Below are 20,139 nucleotides of genomic sequence, written 5' to 3' on the forward strand. Positions count from 1 at the left end.
TGAGTCCTTCTAAAAAACGATGTCTCCGAAATCGTCGCCATTCAGGTCTGCCACAGTGGTGTCTGCAACCTGCGGCAGTCCCCCACGTAGTATTTCGCGAGTGAATTGCCCTGATCCGTCGTTCCGATAAAGGGCCAGTTGGCCGTCCATCGTCAAACCGTTCAATGTGTCGGCATCGTATTCCCCGGCGACGATGTCCAGATCGCCGTCGCCATCAAAGTCAATTTCAGCCAGATCTCCCGAGTACATGTCAGATCCGTGGTTCAACGCGACATCGGAGACAAAACTTCCGTTCCCGACGCCTTCCAGAAAGATGAGTGAACCAGCGAATCCGGCCGCTGCAATCACATCAGCAATGCCATCCCCGGTGAAGTCTACGGACTTCAGCTGTTGCGACTGACCTTGACCGGACGCAATCGGCATGGAGAACGGCACAAGCCCACTGATCACTGCCACATCGAATGTTTCGGTGGCCTGCAGTCCACCGCCATCAGTAACCGTAACCGTGATCGTGGTCGATCCGCTCTGGTCCGCGGCCGGAGTGATCGTCAAGGTACGATTCGTACCCGTTCCACCGAGTACCAGATTTGCATCGGGAACGACTGCCATGTTCGCAGACGTCGCAACAACAACCAGGTCACCTGCTGCAGTCTCGGCATCGCCAATGGTGAAACTGACGGACGAGTTGCTGTTCTCACCCACAACCACATCGCCGATTGCAGAAATCGTAGGATTCCCGTTGGCGGCATTGACGGTCAGGACGAACGTGTCCGTCGCCTTCAGTCCGCCTGCTTCAGTCACCGTAAGCGTAATTGTTGTTGTTCCGGTTTGATTAGCTGCGGGAGCAACGGTGACCGTTCGGTTTGCTCCGCTGCCCCCGAGCGTAATGTTGGCATTGGGAATAAGTGTCGGATTGGACGAGGTTGCCGTAACCGCCAACGCAGCCGCTGCTGTTTCTGCGTCTCCAACGACAAATGCCAGGGCCGCCGTAGAGTCGCCTTCTTCGACCACCTGGTCCACCACGTCTGAGATGGTGGGCGGCGTGTTAACCGGCTGATCATTACCAGCAATGGTGACAGTTGTTGAGGTGATCGTTCCGAGCAATCCGTTGGTGTCGCCTTCAATGTCGGTCAGGTAGTCATCGATATTCTCCGGACCAGCATTGCTTAGCTCGATAGTAAACGATTCATCACCTTCCTCGTCCGCGTCATCGATAATCGGAACGGTGATCGTTTTCCGAATTTCGCCGTCAAGGAATTCCAGTGTCCCGCTGGCTGCCGTGTAGTCGCCAGGTTCTGTTGCTGTCCCATCGCTGGTGGCATAGTCCACGGTAATTCGGCCATCACTGCCGCCGGTGCGGACCACATCGATCGACGCGGTTCCGGCATCTTCGTTCACTGAGTAACTGGACTGCTCAAACTGCAGCTCCCCGACACTGATCACCGAAAAGTAAAGGGTGATATCGTCGCTTTCGCTGTAGCCCGCTGCGTTTGCCGTTGAGTTGTTGCCATCATCGCCGAAGTAGGCCGACAGCTTCACATCCACTTCGTAACGCCCCGGTTCTGTGAAGTCGAAGTTGAAGTGATTGTGTCCGCCCGCTGGAATCCACATGGCGTCGTCGCCCGAAATCCCATCCGTGACATCCAGCCCGTCCGAATTGGCGTTGTCCTGTCCGTCATCATAGGACGCCATCAGCACGGTGATCAGACCAAATGTTCCCGCTTGCCACAATGAGAACTTGCCGTCTCCCGTTGTCCCGTCGGGGTTGGTGTGGCGAACATCGGTTAACGTTGTCTTCGCCCAGCGCGTACTGCCGTTGACTCGCCCCTTCGATTCATCGACCGGGTTGTAAGAATCGACAGAACAGCCAAGACCGTAGGCGGCGAAGCCAGCGAAAATCAGCTCTGTGTCCTGGCTTTGAGGGAGATAGAATAAGCTCTCCCCGGATTCGACGCCCATGAAGTCAAAGTCGCTACTGCCCGGCCGAGTAATTTCGGCTGGCGCGCCGACATACATCACGGCTTCATCGTTGGCATATTGGATGGCGGGAAACTGGTCCGAGTTGCGAGGGCCAATTGCCCATTCCGAGCCATCATGCTGCAGATTGAGATCCACGTGCTCGGTCGTCAAATAGTTTTGCAGTGTCGCGGTCAGCAGCGTTTTGGCTTCCAGAGCCTCAATGGCCGTCTGATTCCGAACCTGCAATTTTCGTTTCCGGCCGCGTGATCGGCGAGCTGTGTGTGAGTCGGAAAATCCGTCACGCAAAAATCTCTTGAACGTGTTCAACATGTTGGGGAAATCCAATCTGGTTTTGTCAGTGAGGGAGGGAGATTTAAGACAGACAAAGCGCCGACCAGATCGCTTGACCGTGACTTGAGGGTTTCGGGGTTAGGGTTTCAGGTTTCAGAGAGTTCGTGTTTGTGAAGCATTTTCGTAGTGAAGACATCCAGTCGCCGCGACTGGACTCAGGAAGTTGATTCAGGGAAGTTCGTTAAAACAAATTGGGACATCCGTCGGGCCGGGCAAAGTTCTGTTCCTGATCGACCCACTGTTTGATCGTGGCGGCAGGAATCAGCTGCACATGACCATCGCAGAACAGATAGTTCGCATAGCCCATTGTTCGTCGCTCGGGAGGTGTGCCGATCGGAGCTCCGCTGAAACGGTCCGGCTGGATATCCGCCAGAATCCGCCAGAATCCGCTGCCACGTGGCACTCTGCGGTGGTCTGAACCAGCTCCGGGAATGCGTGTGGTCCTCCGTGATTGCCGTTCCCTTCGCATTAGACGCCGTAAAGACAATGATGGTCCGGGACGTCGCCTGCAGATGATCCAGCTTCAGCGCCGCTTCGTCTCCGGGCACACACAGGTATTCGTTCATTACATAGCTCGTTCCTTTGTTTTGCATGCGTTCCTGCCCTCTGGGGTCTTCCGGACAGATGCGAATCGCATCCACGTCTTCCATGTACGGACCGAGCGTGTAAATCCAGGTGTTTTCGAAGTCATAAGTGCCGTGAGTCGAAATCGGAAACTTGCCATTGTGGACTTCGCAGAACTGATGAATGGCCAGCCCAATTTGCCTCAGGTTGTTAGCGCACTGCGTACGCCGAGCGGCTTCGCGCGCTTTTTGAACAGCAGGCAATATGAGTGATACCAACACACCGGTGATGGCAATCACGATCAGCAATTCGATGATCGTAAAACCGCATCTCAACGACGGCTTTGAGCCGCCTGAACGTTTCATAAAGAGGAGTCCTCTATCGTTCTGTGACCAACTGGCAGATTCAGGTTTTTGAACTAAGAGCACACGGACGCCTTTCCGAACATCGACTGGCCGCGCCAAAAGTCCAGATCACGGCTCCGCTTCTGCCCGCCAACCAACACTCGAAGTCGCCACGAACGAAGTCGTCGCGCAATCACCACAGAGCCCCTTACAGGGCCGCTACACGAGCGCAGGAACAGGACTGGTCGGACCATCATCCACACACCCGCGCAGCAGCTTTCCCTGACAGAACTCGGTGATGTAACCAAGCCAAGCATGCAGTGCCCCGATTTGCCGGAGCTTCATTTGGTGCAGCGACCAACGTCGCCAACCGGCCGCATCAGATGGCGGCGGTTCGCAAAGCGAAAGCAGGGACGAGCCACCGCATTCGTGATCCGAAGTGGCGTGACTTGCCGGAACTTTCCGTTTCGCACACTGCAAAAAGGGGATGTCGCACTCTAAGCGAGAGGCGGACCACGGGATTGAGCATCGCGGACGTAGCCAGCAACGGCGGATTCCTGAAGCGGAACCCACACCTCAGGCCGACAGCCACCGCCAGCAAGGCTGACTGGCAATGTAAGCCGATCGCTTGCAACAGCCAGAATCTGGCAGATCGAACAGGAATCAGGATCGTGCTCCGGAGTCGGGGCATCGCCCGCAGGCGCTTGATGATCGCCCGTCGCCGCAGATGCCGTGACGGGAGTCAGCGAATGGCTATGCCCATGACAGCAACCGGAAGTACAAGCCGAAACCGAGCCAGCATCAACAGCACAGGACGCGCACTGAACCCGATGCACCATTTCCCCAAACAGCGAAATGCTGAGGTATATGATGAGAGCGGACCAGGTAAGAAGTCTTTGCGCGGGGCGCATAGTGGCGTCTACAAGCAGTATTAGCGAGACGACCAGTCCTGAGCTATGGAGAGTAGCCGTACTACGATACCCGGAGTCAATCTGTTGGTTGGAATTCGTCGAGAATTCCTAAGTTGGGGTGTGGTCGCTAAACACCGCTTGGTTTTCGAGAGTGCGGTTCAACTATGCGAAGCTTGCTATGCCCGGGAAATTAAGAGCCAAAGGAAAGCGCCGACGAATCGAAGCCCCCGTTCTCTCCTGACCGGCGTCGTGCAACTCGCGAACAAACGCCCCCAAAGTTGTCGCTAACTGGTATGACTCAAATCTTGAGTCTGTTGCTGGTGCAGCGTTCGCAACCTTCGGTAACTCAGAAATGCCGCCAGGCAATCCAGTGCCTTGTGGTCAGACAAGTTCAACGTGCCGTCGCCAAACATTGCGTGATCCGCGATGTCAGCGACTCGCGCAAGTTCTCGACGAACGGGTAAAAACTTTTTTCGCCGAGTCCAGCGTTTCAGTGTGGTGCCGGAATCCCTCGAAAGCCGCGCCAGCTTCAGCCGGCGTTCAATAAGCGTTGCCAACTGAAGCGCTCGCTTATCAGGCGCATGTGATCCAGCCATCCTCCATCGCACCGTCAGAACGCCGTCGACTACGAAACGTCGATTCACGATTAGCAGCGTCAACACAACAAGGGTAAGCAGCAAGGGCAGGGCGTTATCGGCGGCCAATAAACCAACAGCGGCGAGGGCATTCCAGATTCGGTCGAGAAAGCCGGGTGGCGGTTGAGCGATTTCGTAACCCGGCGATGCTTCGATGGTGATCCAGGTGTTCATGCCGATTCCGACTTCGCACCAAAAGTGAGCGTTGTGAGCGAACACGGCGGTGTGTTGTTTTCGGGTATCGTAATTTTTGGGATCCGCATAAAAGCCGCTCACCATTCGAGCAGGGTAGTCCAGCGATCTCAGTAAACACGCGGCCGACGCAGCAAACAGATACTCCGGGCCTCGCCGTGTGTTCAGCAGAAAATCAGCAACGGGCGATTCACTGCTGGAAGACGCTTTGACTTCGCGATCCAATACGCAGTGTTCGCGCAGACGCGATTCAATCGCCGCGATTTGCTGCCAACCCCGAGGCAGGCCCACCGTCCATTGTTCAGCCAGCTTACGCACAGCGGCGCGGTTATTGGTGATTGGCAGAGCGCGCGTGATATTTGAGGTGGGCGAGGCAAGCCCCACGATCGAACAGTTCGCCAGGAGGCTCCGGCTCACGTATTCCGAGATTACATTGATGGGCGTCATTTCCGGGATCGACTTGCGTTGCAATCCGGCAATCCCGTGGCGCGAAACAGTGTACATATCTTCGCGATCGACCTGCGCAATGCTGACTCCCACAAGTTGCGGCGGAGATGGAATCGCGTTGCCGTCGAGGTTGGCAATTTTCACGCTGTGGGTGACTGAGCCTTCATCAATTTCAAAAGCGCGGCAACTGGACGGAATTTCCAGCCAATGGCGCCCCTCCACCTGTCGCATCTTCTTGCGGGCAGACAGCTCGGACAATTCCGGACGTTCACCGTCCAGCGGGTACCACGTGACGCCATCGAAGTGTTCGTAAACTTCCATCCGAAACCGCGCGGGAACTCGACCGGCCACATAGAACGCGGCGGGCGAATCGAGATCGCGAATCTTTCGCCGATCGGCCGTGCGTTCATCGCGAATCAGCGAAAACTCGCGGCCCGCCTGCTTGGCTTCGGCCATCTTCTGATGCACGTGCTTCATTAGATCCGCCGGCAATGCCACGGCTCGCTGTTGATCTTTGATCCTCTTCGGAGGCTCGTCGAACTGATCGTTGAAAACGTCGTACAGACTGGGTTTATCGCTGTCCAGAAACGGAGCGTCATCCAGCGGCGCGAAGCTCTTGATGTTCTCGTTGCCGGCAACCAGTGCGTCGCCATCATTCACGCCACCGCGAGAAAACGGATCGAAGGAACCGCTTCCGCCGGAACTCGGCATAAAGCCCTTCAGCGCCGTTGTCAGTGTGTTATTGCCAAACCCCAGCGACGGCAGCAACAGCATCAGCAATATCCCGGCGCAGCCGGTCATCCACAGCACGGGTCGCCGTCGAGGTTTGTGATCGACAAGGCGACAGTCAACGGTTTCCCACCATGACAGCACCAGCCATGTTACACACGTGAGGCTGAAGAACAGCGTCAACGGAATCAGACCGTTCGCATTGGAAATCGTGCAACTGAAGATCGTGAGAAATACGGCGATCATCATCGCCAGACGCTGGAAGCGAACTCGAAAACCACAGACGGTCAAAGCCAGCATCAGGTTGCTTTGGCTGTGCATCACCAGAATTTCGAACGCGTGGCCGTGCCCGAGAATCAGCCGCTGGATCGGTTCGCACAGCAGGCTAAGCATCACCACCATCGCCAGCAGAGGCATGATCACGGACGAATCGTGCAGCAGCCGCAGGCGAGTTCGAAAGAAGGCCGTGCCCACGATCACCAGCAGAATCTGCATTGCAATTTCGAACGCACACCAAAACGTGTGCTGGTGGTCGTCATGCTCAGTCAACGTAAAGATGATGGCGGCCGTTAAGGCCGCCACGATACAGGCCGACTGCAGTCTCAGCGTGGACAATCGCGGATTCGAACCGTCATCGTCAGATGGCTTCACCGACTTCCGGTTCAGCGTCGATTGATCGTTTGAAGATGTGGAAAGCAGGCGTGATTTGAGTGCCAGCATCAGACTCGTTCCTTCCACAAACGCTTCAGTTCACTCAATTCCGCCGCAGTCGAAAGTGTCAGCCATGCCGTTGGAACGGCGGGCTCAGCACCATCGTCGGAAGTGATCACAATATGTGGCCCTTTCATCGCATGTATTCCGGGGGGCGTAGTGATCGTGACACAAAACCCGCCGGCTTCCCGAACCGATGCCGATAAACCATCGGGCCCGTCTGGAGTGCCTGTAGCACTGGAAGCCTCTGGTATGTTGGCCGTGGCCAGTGCATCCATGATGCGATCGAGTGCCCCCGACTGCTGGCCGCCGACTATCAGTTGGTCTCCGATTTTCAGTTCAACGCGACAGTGTTGTTGATGCAACGAGTAACAGACCGATGCCGCCACGCGGACGCACTGTTCGAGAGATTGATATCGCCTGTCCAGCGGATGACTGGCAGAAGAAAGATCCAGCACAACGCGAGCCACCGTCGTCACCGGAGCCTGTCGTTCTGTCACAATCAGGCTTTGCTGCCGAGCTGTCTGAGCCCAGTGGACTCGCCTGAGACTGTCGCCCTGGCGAAACAAACGCGTTCCCAACATGTCGCCGAACTCTCCTGCTCGACGATCTGAAAAATGATCGTCGACCGATTCACATTCCACCGAATCCGGCAGTCCGTCCAGTTGCACGGTTTCGGGCCAGACAATCAAACGCCCAACAACGGCCGCCGACTTTTGAGCTCGATACAGGCCAAACGGGAATGAAGTTTCGACCATGACGGAATCATTCACCGGGTATTGTCCACGAACGGTGGCAACAAAGGGCCATGTATATTCCACCGTTGCACGGCCACGAATTCGGCCAAACGCAAGACCGTCATCACTGTCGGTAGCGGCCGTTGCTTTGCTAACACGTGTGAAGCCGTCGATGCACGAAAGCCCCAGGACGGGCAGCCACGAACGGTTACGAATTCGCAAACGCACGAGTGCGGGTTCACCAAAACGAACGCGTTTCACATCGAACATGACATCGCACGAGATCCCACGAATCGCCAGCCACGGCAACCCCACGCCGACCAATGTCACGGCTACCAGCATTGCCGTGAGCGCAAAGATCATCGGATTCAACAAAGCACCGCACAGCGCAGAGCCGCCGGTTGCCAGCACAAGAATCCAGAACGGATTTTTGAGCCAGTAGACCCAGCGATTCGCCGACGGACAAAAATCCCTCGACAGCGCAGCAGCCATCCGATGAACGGTTGATTGGAAACAAAATGCGGACACGAGCGCCCTTCTCAAAGATCAACACGGGATCGCGCGAACGGCAGCGGGACAAGTTAGCGCAATTTACGTTTTGTTGTGGACGGCTTTGGCTCGTGGGAACCGGCCCTCGCAGGACCAAAACCGATTTCCGCAGCCACAAGCCAGCGTGAAACGCTGTCGCCGAAGCCGACCGATACGACACCGCAGCACGGAGTGAAAACGGATCAATCAGAGAAGAACCCGCACTCACAACAGATGCACTCTGCGCAATGCAGTCTGGCACCAAGCGATCCACCAGAACGGCAAGAGGCTGATTTGACGAATCAGACGCCCGCGGGTGGTCCACGAGGTCGAGCCTTGAAAGTGGCTCCTGGAATCGCCGTTGCGCTCGTGAACTCCACCAGACCAACGACAAGCGGACACTCGTCCGGCAGACCCAAAACCGCCGGGCCGGACGTCACGTAAGCAAGGATACTGCACACAGAACATTGATGTTCATCATGCTCCTTGCGCGGTGAATCCTGTCCGTCGCTGCCGGACTTTGCATCGCGGCAATCGTCGTGATGCGTGCAACCAAACGGGCAGGGCGCATTAAGTTCGGCCTTGTGACTTGTCGCAGCACAAGCCAGACCGGCACAGCAACCGTCGCATTCCTGCCCGAGATGCACCAGCTTCCCGGACAACATCACCAACAGGGCCGTGATCGCTAACCAGCGACCGGCCTGTTGATTGACTGAAAAACGCATGAAGAACTTCCGACGGCGAAGCGAACATTAGAACTGCGGCACCGCTGTTCAGGCAATAGGCATTGCGCAATTTCACGAAAGATTTACCTTCGCCCACGACGATTTCACAAGTTACTACGCGAATGAACCATCAAACGTTGACAGCCTCCGAGTGAAAATCGTTTTTTCAGTATCCCGGGATGATCGAAATTTTGTTGGCATATCCTTCCTCCGCCGAGCTAGACTCTCCCAGGGGCAGTTACTCTCTTCACTGAAGGATGTCGCCGCTCTCTATATCCACCTCGTATCATTTTATGCCAGGGAAGAGTTCCCGATGCAAGCTTACCCGCAACGCCCCTCCTCCAGTGTCACGCGAAGTGGATTTACGCTTATCGAATTGCTGGTCGTCATTGCAATTATCGGGATCCTCATCAGCCTGCTGATGCCAGCCGTACAGCAGGCAAGGTCAGCGGCGCGGCGGATGCAGTGCTCCAATAATTTGAAGCAGCTAGCTCTGGCCGCTCATTCGTTTCACGATACGTATCAGGCGTTTCCGCCGGCTCGGTTGATTCTGGACACTCCAAGAACACAGAACGACACGGCAACACGCATTGCCATGGATGAACCATCGTGGCTGGTTCGGCTTCTGCCTTTTTTGGAGCAATCAGCGCTGCACAATAGCTGGGATGAGTACGCCGTTTACGGAACTCATCCGGCGTCCGTGCGTAATCAAACGCTTTCTGTTTTCCTCTGCCCGGAACGCCACAGTCCTGATGCGGCAGTTGCACCAGACAAGACCATCCGAATCACAACAGCGTGTGGTTGCCCTGCCGGAGTACAGTTCTCTCCCGGCGGTGCTATTGTGGACTACGTGGCCAACCACGGCGATCTCTCACCAGGCGCTTTGGGACTGTCGACAGATTTTTACTGGGGTGGCAACGGCACCGGTGTGATTATTTCCAGTCGTCCCGTCGGCGATGAAACAGCAATCCGGCGCGACTGGCTCGACAAGGTCGCGATGTCTGACGTGAGCGACGGAACGAGCAACACGATCCTGATCGGAGAACCGCACGTCCCTTTCGACGAAGATCTGACAACACCATTCAACGGTCCTGCTTACTACGGTCGGCATCTCACTAACTTTTCGCGCATCGGTGGACCAGGCGTTCCCATCGCCCACGATCGGAATGACCAACGAGCAGGCGTGTACTCCTTCGGAAGTTCCCACAGCGGCATTGTGCATTTCGCTTTGACTGACGGAAGCCTACGGGCTGTCTCAACTTCGCTCAGCACTCGCGTCCTCGGCCACCTGACGAACCGCAGTGACGGCGAGGTTGTGGGCGAGTATTAAGGGCAAGCGAATGCGGCAAACTCTATATCTGATTTTAACCGCCCTGGCCGTTGGCTGCGGATCTGACCGAGTACCAACTTACCCTGTCAGCGGGCGCGTCGTCTTCGCAAATGGCAACCCCGTTCGCCACGGCACCGTGGAACTGATGTCGGTTGAACACAACACGGCAGCAACAGGAAAAATTGATCACGACGGCGGCTTCGTATTAGGCACCTACACACCCAACGACGGAGCGACCCCCGGTGCACACGATGCAATCGTCGTGCAAATGGTTATCGACGACGGCTCGTTTGAACACACAGTCGATCACGGAGACAAGGTGCCTACCAAACACGCTGCCTACGAAACATCAGGCCTCACAGTTGCAGTGGAGCACGATCAAGAAAACGTCATCACAATCACGATTGACGCTCAAATGCCCCACGGGCGCTGACTCGACAAAAGTTGCGACGGCTCACCTGGCATGCTCCCCTTGAACAGGTCCATCATTATGAGAGTCTACTGACGAATTTATTCTCAGGAGACTCAGGATGTCGGAGAAACGTAAACGTCACACTCCGGAACAGATTGTTCGGAAGCTTCGTGATGCGGATGCGATGCTGACGAGCGGCAAGTCGCTCGGTGAGGTTGTTCAATCGCTGGCTGTCAGTGAAGCGACGTATCATCGCTGGCGTCAGCAGTACGGCGGGATGAAGGCCGAGGAAGCAAAGCGTCTGAAGGAACTGGAAGTTGAGAACGCTCGGCTTAAGAAGCTGCTTGCGGAAGCGGAACTCGACAAGGCAATGCTGAAGGAGATCGCGGAGGGAAACTTCTGACGGTCTCCCGGAAACGCGAGGCCGTCAAACATGTGCAGGAGAAGTTCGACGTTTCGGAACGTCACGCGTGCCGAACGGTTGGTCAGCATCGTTCGGTTCATCGTCGTGAACCCGTTGTTCGCGATGATGAGGCGGCGTTGGTGAAGCGAATGCTGGAGCTGGTTCGTGAGCATCCGCGATTTGGTTATCGGCGTATCTGTCGTCTTCTTCGTCGCGAAGAATTCGTGGTGAACAGGAAGCGAATGTATCGCCTTTGGCGTCGTGAAGGCCTGAAGGTCTGTCGACGAACGAAGAAGCGGCGTGGCACTGGCGGCAGTAAAAACGCTTGTCATGTTCACCGATCGCGGGGAAAAAACGACGTATGGGCGTGGGATTTTGTGTTTGACTACACAACGAATGGAACTCAGTTGAAGTGGCTGACCGTTGTTGACGAATTCACTCGGGAGTGCGTTGCGTTGAAAGTTTCTCGCAGTATCAAAGCCGACGACGTGATCGACACGTTGTGTGAATTGATCGCTGCTCGCGGTGTTCCGAACCACATTCGCAGCGACAACGGCCCAGAGTTTATCGCGAAGGCGATTGGCAAGTGGCTGAAACAAACAGGCGTCTCGGCGCTGTACGTCGAGCCGGGATCGCCGTGGCAGAACGGGTATTCCGAGAGTTTCAATTCGAAGCTTCGCGATGAATTTCTGAACGTGGAAGAGTTTGAAAGTGTTCGCGATGCCGTACAGATGACGAAGGAATTTCAACGTCAGTACAACGAAGTTCGTCCGCACAGCGCGTTGGACTACCAGACACCGAATGAGTTCGCGGCGATGCAGCCTTCGGTTCGAGCTCGACAGACGGGAGCCGCCCCGACCACCTTCGCCATCACCTCGACCTGAGCTCCGCGTTGAAGGCCGAGGCGACAGCGAAGGCGGACGGGGCTCAGCACAACTTGTTTGGAAGATTATTCAATACCAATGTCAGCCCACAACTCTCATAACAACCGGACCTAATCTCGGGGGCAGCCCACACCTTGACAGGCCAATCATTTACGATCCGGGAACGAAAACGTTCGAGGTCCAATCGAACAACGAGAACTGTTCCAATTTCAGACAGTCTTGGAGTCATTATCGAGGATTGGCTATCAGTGAAGCGAGCATGCCGATTCACCTTTCCCGAAGATCACCGAAGCGTGCGGATGCAAAAACCGGACGGAGAGAAAACAGAGATAAAGCCATTCGAAGCGTCCAATTTCCTCAACAGCGTTTTATCGGGTTCCGAATGGGAACCCGTCCGGGGCTGGCACGTCTTCCGCCACAGCTTTATCAGCAATTGTGCGTCTCAGGGAGTTGACCAGCGATTCATTGATGAATGGGTTGGCACCCAGGGCCAGCGCGCACTTTGGGCAATTTAGGCTGGCGCGACAAGTGAGTATTGGTTAGTCTTTTCGTGTCGTAACATCGGACTTCACGAGGAGAGGACAAGAGATGTCGACAGTTGAACTGGCGGTCACCCAGGAGCTGACAGGAAACATTGTTCATTACTTTGATCAATTGAAAGACCCGCGTTCCAACATCAATCGTCTGCATCTGCTTGGTGATGTGATTGTGATCGCCATTTGCGGAGTGCTGGCCAACGCCGACGGCCCCAGTGCGATTGCGGAATGGGCGCGACTGAATGCCGATGGCCTGCAGAAACACCTGGCACTTCCGCATGGCATTCCGAAAAAAGATACGTACCGGCGCGTCCTTTCTCTCCTGAAGCCGAACGACTTTCAAGCGTGCTTCGTGCAATGGATTGAATCGCTGGAAGGACTTTCCGACGAACAGAAAGAAGGCTACAGAAAACAGATTGCGATTGATGGCAAAGCACTCCGTCGATCACATGACAAAAAGAATGGGCTGGGTGCGTTGTTCATCGTGAGTGCGTGGGCTTCTGATCAGGGGATTTCTCTGGGACAGGTGGCGACGGAAGAGAAGTCGAACGAGATCACCGCGATCCCGAAATTACTGAACGAAATCAATATCGATGAGGCGATCATTACGATTGACGCAGCGGGTTGTCAAAAAAACATTGCGCAGCAGATCGTGTCTGGCAATGCAGACTATGTGTTAGCCCTGAAAGGCAACCAACCGAAACTCTATGAGGTCGTGCAGAAGTTTTTTCTCGATCACCTGGAGGATGACTTCGCTCGCTGTCCCGTCAGTCGCTATGAAGAAACAGAGAAGGGACACGGTCGGCAGGAACAGAGAATCTACTATCAGGCGACCGTGCCTGTCGATTTTGACGTGGGCCACAAATGGGCCGGACTCAAGACCATCGGAACGGCGATCCGAATGTACGAGCAGGACGGCATTCATCATTCTGACGTTCGCTACTACATCAGCAGTCTGCGTCGCAAAGGCGAGCTGTTCGCAACAACGGTTCGTGGTCACTGGGCCATAGAAAACACGCTGCACTGGAGTCTCGACATGACCTACCGCGAGGATGAGAGTCGAGTCCGAAACCGAATCTTCGCGAACAATTTGTCATGGCTCAGACGACTCACACTCAGCCTCATCAAGAAACATCCTGGCAAACAAAGCAACGTCATGAAAAGAAGAATGGCCGGATGGAACATTGACTATTTGATGCAAATCCTTACCGGCAAAACAACTTAGTATGCGCTGGCCCTGGTTGGGCACCAGACCGACGAGCAGCGTCGGCGTTATCGGCATCTCTTTCCGGACTCACAGATTCAAGCCATCAATGGTGTCTTCAAGTGATCCTGTTTGGCAAAGCCTAGCTTACAGACAATTGCTGCCAAGCAAGCTTGAGCGGAATCGCAAGAACGCAGAAATTGTGGCTTCTCATCAATTAGCCAATCTGGCCCCGTATTACCGCGCCGTACTCAAAGAAGATTCTCCTATTCTGATTCTTCACCAAAACTCTAACTTCAAACAAGAGTCTAAAGACATCAAGACGCAGTCAATCAATAATAATATTCCACGGCGGCGTTGTCTTCTGCACGCGTCTGGGCAGCCCCCGAGATTAGGTCCGGTTGTTATGAGAGTTGTGGGCTGACATTGGTATTGAATAATCTTCCAAACAAGTTGTGCTGAGCCCCGTCCGCCTTCGCTGTCGCCTCGGCCTTCAACGCGGAGCTCAGGTCGAGGTGATGGCGAAGGTGGTCGGGGCGGCTCCCGTCTGTCGAGCTCGAACCGAAGGCTGCATCGCCGCGAACTCATTCGGTGTCTGGTAGTCCAACGCGCTGTGCGGACGAACTTCGTTGTACTGACGTTGAAATTCCTTCGTCATCTGTACGGCATCGCGAACACTTTCAAACTCTTCCACGTTCAGAAATTCATCGCGAAGCTTCGAATTGAAACTCTCGGAATACCCGTTCTGCCACGGCGATCCCGGCTCGACGTACAGCGCCGAGACGCCTGTTTGTTTCAGCCACTTGCCAATCGCCTTCGCGATAAACTCTGGGCCGTTGTCGCTGCGAATGTGGTTCGGAACACCGCGAGCAGCGATCAATTCACACAACGTGTCGATCACGTCGTCGGCTTTGATACTGCGAGAAACTTTCAACGCAACGCACTCCCGAGTGAATTCGTCAACAACGGTCAGCCACTTCAACTGAGTTCCATTCGTTGTGTAGTCAAACACAAAATCCCACGCCCATACGTCGTTTTTTCCCCGCGATCGGTGAACATGACAAGCGTTTTTACTGCCGCCAGTGCCACGCCGCTTCTTCGTTCGTCGACAGACCTTCAGGCCTTCACGACGCCAAAGGCGATACATTCGCTTCCTGTTCACCACGAATTCTTCGCGACGAAGAAGACGACAGATACGCCGATAACCAAATCGCGGATGCTCACGAACCAGCTCCAGCATTCGCTTCACCAACGCCGCCTCATCATCGCGAACAACGGGTTCACGACGATGAACCGAACGATGCTGACCAACCGTTCGGCACGCGTGACGTTCCGAAACGTCGAACTTCTCCTGCACATGTTTGACGGCCTCGCGTTTCCGGGAGACCGTCAGAAGTTTCCCTCCGCGATCTCCTTCAGCATTGCCTTGTCGAGTTCCGCTTCCGCAAGCAGCTTCTTAAGCCGAGCGTTCTCAACTTCCAGTTCCTTCAGACGCTTTGCTTCCTCGGCCTTCATCCCGCCGTACTGCTGACGCCAGCGATGATACGTCGCTTCACTGACAGCCAGCGATTGAACAACCTCACCGAGCGACTTGCCGCTCGTCAGCATCGCATCCGCATCACGAAGCTTCCGAACAATCTGTTCCGGAGTGTGACGTTTACGTTTCTCCGACATCCTGAGTCTCCTGAGAATAAATTCGTCAGTAGACTCTCATAATGATGGACCTGTTCAAGGGGAGCATGCCAGGTCTACGTCCGATGTATGGGACCGGCACAACTCACTTCGGCGAGCGCCGGTGAAAGCCGCCAAAACGGTCATCGGATAAAGGCATGCATGCCGGGAATTTTCTTTGATGAACTGAAGCAGCGCTCGAAGCCTCTGGGTATCGAGATAGAGGCAATCCCAGACAGGTGCCGCTTCTTTCTTGGTTAGGTGATTGTCACGAACCTGCCGAGTAATCTGCTCCCACGTTTGAAAGGGTGGTTTGTCATCTTGTTTTGGGAACAGCAGGCCCTTTCGCGGAAATTCAAAGTCGACAAACCCCTCGGAAGCTGCCCAATTCCACAGTGAGCCGAACGTCGCGATTTCCTTCCGGATTGTGGCTGCACTGATGTATCCGCGTCGACCGGGCTCTTTTGACCGGGCAGTGACGTATTCCTGAAGGGCAGACTTGGTGACCAGGTTCAGAAGCGTTCGACCGCCGATCTGCCTTTCAATGTGGCGCATGTGCACGCCAAAAGTATTGATGGTCGTCTGTTCCAGCGTGTCTCGTGGGATTGATCGCAGGTACTTCTTGAGCAGCTCTCCAACTCGCAATACCGGGGTGAGCGTAATTTGCTCCTGCAGCTTGCCGTCCGACAGCAGAAATGTCGGAACGTCAGCCGACGTCGGAAGCGTCATCCGCCCTTCAGAGATGAGGCGGATATTCTCTTCGACGTGGCTGGCGGCTGCTTCCGCCTTCCGTCGTAACTTCGTCCGGAGCGACCGACGATACTGCCGACCTCCCAGACGAAACTTGACGTGATAGTTGCCGCTGGGATCGGTCTGTAACGATGCCATTTCGAATCTCCCTTTGCTTACCTAGAAGCATAAAAGTGATCCGGAACGCTTGTTAGCAACGCCTGTCAACGAGGCTCCAACGCAGATCCCACTTCGCGTGTGAAAAACCAATCTCAATGCACTGCCATCACAACAGGTGTGACGGATTTGTGACGGATTTCATTTTTCACAAAAAAAGACCTGAAGCAATGATTGCTCCAAGTCTTTGTGGTTGTTTGATTTACGTTCGAAATATCTCATTCGAACGGATCAACCCGACCAGGACTTGAACCTGGAATAACAGAATCAAAATCTGTTGTGTTACCTATTACACTATCGGGTTACGCTGTGCGGCGGATTTTAGGGACCAACGATCGACGCGGCAACCCTTGCTTGTGCGAGGTGTGGAACAAACTTCCTGGCTTCGCAGAAGGCTGCCGGTGGGATCGATGGGAGCTGCGTTGCATCAGTCGTTGCGGAGTTTGATACCCATTTCTCCGAGCTTTAAGCGGATCTCGTTCAGCGATGTCACGCCGAAGTTGCGACTGGCCAGCAGTTCGTCTGGTGTGCGTGACGTGAGCTGTCCAATTGTTTGGATCGCGAGACGATTCATGCACTTGCGAGAACGAACCGACAGGCTGAGATCGCTGATTGGACGATTCAGAATCGCCTGCTCTTCCGGTGTCAGGCTCTGATCCACAAACGTGTCCCGAGCATGCACTTTGTGCAGATTCAGGCCGATACGAAGACTGTGAGCGGCCAACAGTTCGCGAATTTCCAGAAGGCTGGTTTCGCCGAAGTTTTTGCCGGCCAGCAATTCCTGTTCACTGATCTCAGTCAAATCGCCCAGCGTCTGGATGTCCATCGCCGTCAGGCAGTTGCGGCTGCGCACGGACAGTTCGAAGTCGGTCACAGGACGTCCCAGAAGCTGCTTCATGCGAGCTTCCTGTCGAGCCTGATCCTCATCGTAGTACATGTCCTGAGTGGCTTCGATGTCCTTCAGGTACAGAATCGCTTGTTCGTGATTGGGATCGTAGTCCAGAATCCGTTTGAAGCAGAATGCGGCCGCTTGGTAGCTTTCGCGGTCTTCGTACAACAACCCGAGGTTCAGCAGGGCACCGATAAAGTATGGTGGCTTGGACAAACTTCGTTCGTAATAACGAATTGCTTCTTCGTCGTTGCCGCGAAGTGAGTTCTCGGCGGCCAGCCAAAACAGAGCGCGAGAATGGTGCGGGTCCATGTCGACCGCACGCTCAAAATATTCCACGGCCGTCAGAGCGTCGCCGCGATCAGCCCAGATGCAGCCCATCTGAAAGGAATACTCGGCTCGACTGGCTGCGGATGCTGCGACACTGCGAAGCATCTGCTCTGCTTCATCAACACTGCCGGACGCTCGAATTGCCCCTGCCTGACGCAAAGTCGCGTCGATCTGGTCATATCCGTTTTTGCCAGCCTGCTCAAACTTCTGAGCGGCATCGGCATGTCGATCCAGCGACGTCAGTACCTGTGCGTGAAAATAGCTGGCAACGCCGTCTTTTGTCACTTGCTCAAGAAACCCGTCGGCTTCGACGTGTTTCGACAGCAGGTAGGCTGTAATGCCTGCTCGGGCCAATGCAGATTCCGGCGCATCGCCGCCAGCAATCTTCTGCTTAAGTTCGACAAACCCTTGACGCACTTCACTCGCCTGGTGACCGACCAGCGCCGCTCGCAGCGATTCCACCTGATCCAATGTCAGCGGGCTGTTTAGATTAAGAAGTTCTGGAATGTTCATGACGTTAGCTACTGTCACGGATGAATGATCCTTCCGGGAGAATTGACACAACAGACCACCACAAACGACAGCACGCAACTGGGGCGCGGTCGATGCGGAAGGACAGATTTGCCTCTGCCCGATTTTCTGAAACCCAGCAGTTTATCGAGGCTGCACGCTTGACACAAATGAACTACTGCGTTTCCAGAGAAATGGGAATCGATCGCAGCGAAACTCAGCGCCCGAGAATGCCTCAGAACAACGAAACCCCATTACAGCCATACGTTTACGACAAATCGCAGCCCCGTCCATGAGGCCCCGAATACAGCCCGATACGCAAGAAGCACCGGGCGACTCGAAGGGAGAGAGTCGCTCGATGCTTCAGACGGAGAAGACGAAGCGAACTTCGTCAAACGGAATGTTTTCATACGATGTGTGGCTGCAGAAAGCGTGTACACGTTGCACTACCGTGCGCGGTGAACCCAATTTTTCATGTTGCGTAATGCGGCCGTTTGACCAACGGGAAATGGATCAGAATCGTCCCGTCAGCAACTCCACGCAACGTGAAGGGCAGGGGAACGATCGATCATTTGCGGCTTCAGTGACGAAGGGCAAAATGACGTCCGCGCATTGTTGCCAGCCGTGGCCCGACTTGTTCGATTCTCACAGCCTGATTGACACAGCGCTCACCGATTTGTCTGGCGGGGCAGCATGTGCCGTTTCCAAACGTCAGGCGTGTGACAATTTCTTAGTAAGTTGACAGCGGCTGCATAGCCACAGTCGGTGGGCCAGGTGCGAATGCCATCTGACCGGCAGGTGCGAACGCAGTCGCTCCGTTGGGCGCGTAAGCCTGAGGATAGGCTCCGCAGCTTCCACAGCCGCCGCCACCGCCACCGCTGGGATAGGCAGCGCCATAGCCACAGTTACCGCCACCGTAACCACCACCATAACCAAGAAGACAGCAGCCAGTCATTGAACCCATCAACAGCAGGCCAGCACAAAATGTCGCAATACGTTTCATGAGAATAACTCCAAAGTGCTGCCGAGGCAGAAGCCGGATTTGTGGCAGTGAGGGAGGCGAGAGGGCGAACTAACCAACACAGCTTCGTAACCTGCCGTTGTTTGAGGAACACGACGTGGGATTAGGAAGGGTGTCGACGATATTCGTGAGAGGAGAGACAGAAAGGAGTTGCCGCCGTTGGCGACGAGCCGGAAAGTATGAGAACCGGCGAATTGCGTCAAGACGACTTTCGCTGCCGCCGAAAGTAGCGGTAACCCTGCAAAAAGGTTGACCGAGTGGCGTGAAGTCGAACCAACTTCAGAATTCGACTCAAGTTCGCCGCAAACTTTTTGGAAATTTTTCGAGGCCCACCAAACAGACTCACTGCCGCTGAAATCCGCTATGGCCGGTCTGCCGTCAAAATGCTTTGGTACGCCGCGAAGTAGCGGTGTCCGAGTTCTCGATAGGACGCCGAATCAAAGTGAACTTTGTCGCCTTTGTGTGTCAGGCCATCCGATTTGGCGAAGGCCGTTCGCCGCACCTTGCCGGGCAAACTTTGATGAACTGCGTCGACTCGCTTCTTCAACTCACTCCATGGACGGTCTTCAAAGTGCCCCATCTGGCCAGCGACAAACGGCACGTCAGCGGCATTCAACTCGGTGCGAAATCGCTTAATCAGCGAATGCAACTTTTCTTCGTAGACAGCAGCCGTCGCCTCTTTGCCTGCGTCTGATTCTCCCTGATGCCACAGAATGCCCTTCAACACGCCGGACTTCATTGCTTCGCGAATTCGAGGCAGCATGTCGTCATAGGGATGAGTCTTCGTAGCTTTGTCCAACGCGCCTGGCTCCCACGAAGAAATCGGCGAACCACCGACCGCGCAGGGAACCAACCCGACTGTCACACCGGGATGCTGTTTCGCGTAATCCAAGGCAAAGGTTTTGCCAAGCCCCACGCCCACGATCGTCGGCTTGTCAAAGTGCAAAGGATCGACTGCCGGCGTCCACGTTAGTGACTTGTCGAGCGAAAGGATTCGCGGATGAGCCTCCCGATCGTGCTCCTCGACTTTCCCGCGGCCCGCCATGTTGGACTGACCGACCAGCAGGAAAAGATGAAAATCTTCCGGCTTGTCAGGGATTGCTACGTCAGCGGCAGACATACAAGAAGCCTGCAAAAACATCAGCGACGCGATCGAGCACAGCATGGTCTTCATGAGATTAGTACTTTCTGTGTAGAGTCACCCGTATTG

16 protein-coding genes and 1 tRNA gene are annotated in these 20,139 nt (G+C 55.0%); 5 read left to right on the forward strand and 12 right to left on the reverse strand.

The window, feature by feature from the left end; all coding sequences use genetic code 11:
• Positions 1-9 precede the first annotated feature (9 nt).
• From Fuma_RS22675 to Fuma_RS22700, 5 genes are all read right to left on the reverse strand, one after another.
• Complete coding sequence (locus Fuma_RS22675; RefSeq protein WP_158521102.1) at positions 10-2,205, reverse strand: Calx-beta domain-containing protein; 2,196 nt, start codon at positions 2,203-2,205, stop codon at positions 10-12.
• Positions 2,206-2,465: 260 nt separating this feature from the next.
• Entirely contained in the window at positions 2,466-3,239 is a 774-nt protein-coding gene (locus Fuma_RS22680) for a type II secretion system protein (protein WP_077026128.1), read from the reverse strand.
• 1,174 nt (positions 3,240-4,413) lie between these two features.
• Positions 4,414-6,852 (reverse strand): transglutaminase-like domain-containing protein, encoded by a 2,439-nt coding sequence (locus Fuma_RS22690; RefSeq protein WP_145944315.1) that lies wholly within the window; start codon positions 6,850-6,852, stop codon positions 4,414-4,416.
• Positions 6,852-8,108 (reverse strand): DUF58 domain-containing protein, encoded by a 1,257-nt coding sequence (locus tag Fuma_RS22695; protein ID WP_145944316.1) that lies wholly within the window; start codon positions 8,106-8,108, stop codon positions 6,852-6,854. The genes Fuma_RS22690 and Fuma_RS22695 overlap by 1 nt, the downstream gene beginning before the upstream one ends.
• 302 nt (positions 8,109-8,410) lie before the next feature.
• Positions 8,411-8,833: a hypothetical protein gene (locus tag Fuma_RS22700; RefSeq protein WP_077026132.1), complete on the reverse strand. Its 423-nt coding sequence runs from the start codon at positions 8,831-8,833 to the stop codon at positions 8,411-8,413.
• A 313-nt stretch (positions 8,834-9,146) separates the two neighbouring features.
• Here Fuma_RS22700 and Fuma_RS22705 point away from each other — a divergent pair, with 313 nt between their 5' ends.
• The 5 genes from Fuma_RS22705 (at position 9,147) to Fuma_RS22730 (ending at position 13,623) form a co-directional block, all read left to right on the forward strand.
• Positions 9,147-10,163 carry a DUF1559 domain-containing protein gene (locus tag Fuma_RS22705; protein ID WP_077026133.1) on the forward strand — a complete coding sequence of 339 codons (1,017 nt, stop codon included), beginning with the start codon at positions 9,147-9,149 and terminating at the stop codon, positions 10,161-10,163.
• Between the two features lie 10 nt (positions 10,164-10,173).
• Positions 10,174-10,596, forward strand: coding sequence for a carboxypeptidase regulatory-like domain-containing protein (locus tag Fuma_RS22710; RefSeq protein ID WP_077026134.1), 423 nt, complete (start codon positions 10,174-10,176; stop codon positions 10,594-10,596).
• A gap of 97 nt (positions 10,597-10,693) precedes the next feature.
• Entirely contained in the window at positions 10,694-10,978 is a 285-nt protein-coding gene (locus Fuma_RS22715) for a transposase (RefSeq protein WP_077026135.1), read from the forward strand.
• Between the two features lie 32 nt (positions 10,979-11,010).
• Positions 11,011-11,862 (forward strand): IS3 family transposase, encoded by an 852-nt coding sequence (locus Fuma_RS22720; RefSeq protein ID WP_083731923.1) that lies wholly within the window; start codon positions 11,011-11,013, stop codon positions 11,860-11,862.
• Positions 11,863-12,450: 588 nt separating this feature from the next.
• Positions 12,451-13,623, forward strand: a complete 1,173-nt coding sequence (locus tag Fuma_RS22730) for an ISAs1 family transposase (protein ID WP_077022421.1) — start codon at positions 12,451-12,453, stop codon at positions 13,621-13,623.
• Positions 13,624-14,107: 484 nt separating this feature from the next.
• Here the strand turns inward: Fuma_RS22730 and Fuma_RS22735 are convergent, their stop codons facing one another.
• From Fuma_RS22735 to Fuma_RS22770, 7 genes are all read right to left on the reverse strand, one after another.
• Positions 14,108-14,959, reverse strand: coding sequence for an IS3 family transposase (locus Fuma_RS22735; RefSeq protein ID WP_083731923.1), 852 nt, complete (start codon positions 14,957-14,959; stop codon positions 14,108-14,110).
• A gap of 32 nt (positions 14,960-14,991) precedes the next feature.
• Positions 14,992-15,276 carry a transposase gene (locus Fuma_RS22740; protein WP_077026135.1) on the reverse strand — a complete coding sequence of 95 codons (285 nt, stop codon included), beginning with the start codon at positions 15,274-15,276 and terminating at the stop codon, positions 14,992-14,994.
• Positions 15,277-15,330: 54 nt separating this feature from the next.
• Positions 15,331-16,161 (reverse strand): site-specific integrase, encoded by an 831-nt coding sequence (locus tag Fuma_RS22745; protein ID WP_077026137.1) that lies wholly within the window; start codon positions 16,159-16,161, stop codon positions 15,331-15,333.
• Positions 16,162-16,411: 250 nt separating this feature from the next.
• Positions 16,412-16,483: transfer RNA gene (locus Fuma_RS22750), tRNA-Gln, on the reverse strand.
• A gap of 123 nt (positions 16,484-16,606) precedes the next feature.
• Complete coding sequence (locus Fuma_RS22755; protein ID WP_229360716.1) at positions 16,607-17,929, reverse strand: DNA-directed RNA polymerase subunit alpha C-terminal domain-containing protein; 1,323 nt, start codon at positions 17,927-17,929, stop codon at positions 16,607-16,609.
• A 709-nt stretch (positions 17,930-18,638) separates the two neighbouring features.
• A complete protein-coding gene (locus Fuma_RS22765; protein ID WP_077026140.1) occupies positions 18,639-18,911 on the reverse strand; it encodes a hypothetical protein in 273 nt (90 codons plus the stop codon).
• A 379-nt stretch (positions 18,912-19,290) separates the two neighbouring features.
• Positions 19,291-20,103: a sialate O-acetylesterase gene (locus Fuma_RS22770; protein WP_077026141.1), complete on the reverse strand. Its 813-nt coding sequence runs from the start codon at positions 20,101-20,103 to the stop codon at positions 19,291-19,293.
• Positions 20,104-20,139 lie beyond the last annotated feature (36 nt).

The organism is Fuerstiella marisgermanici (assembly GCF_001983935.1).
Taxonomy (GTDB): Bacteria; Planctomycetota; Planctomycetia; order Planctomycetales; family Planctomycetaceae; genus Fuerstiella; species Fuerstiella marisgermanici.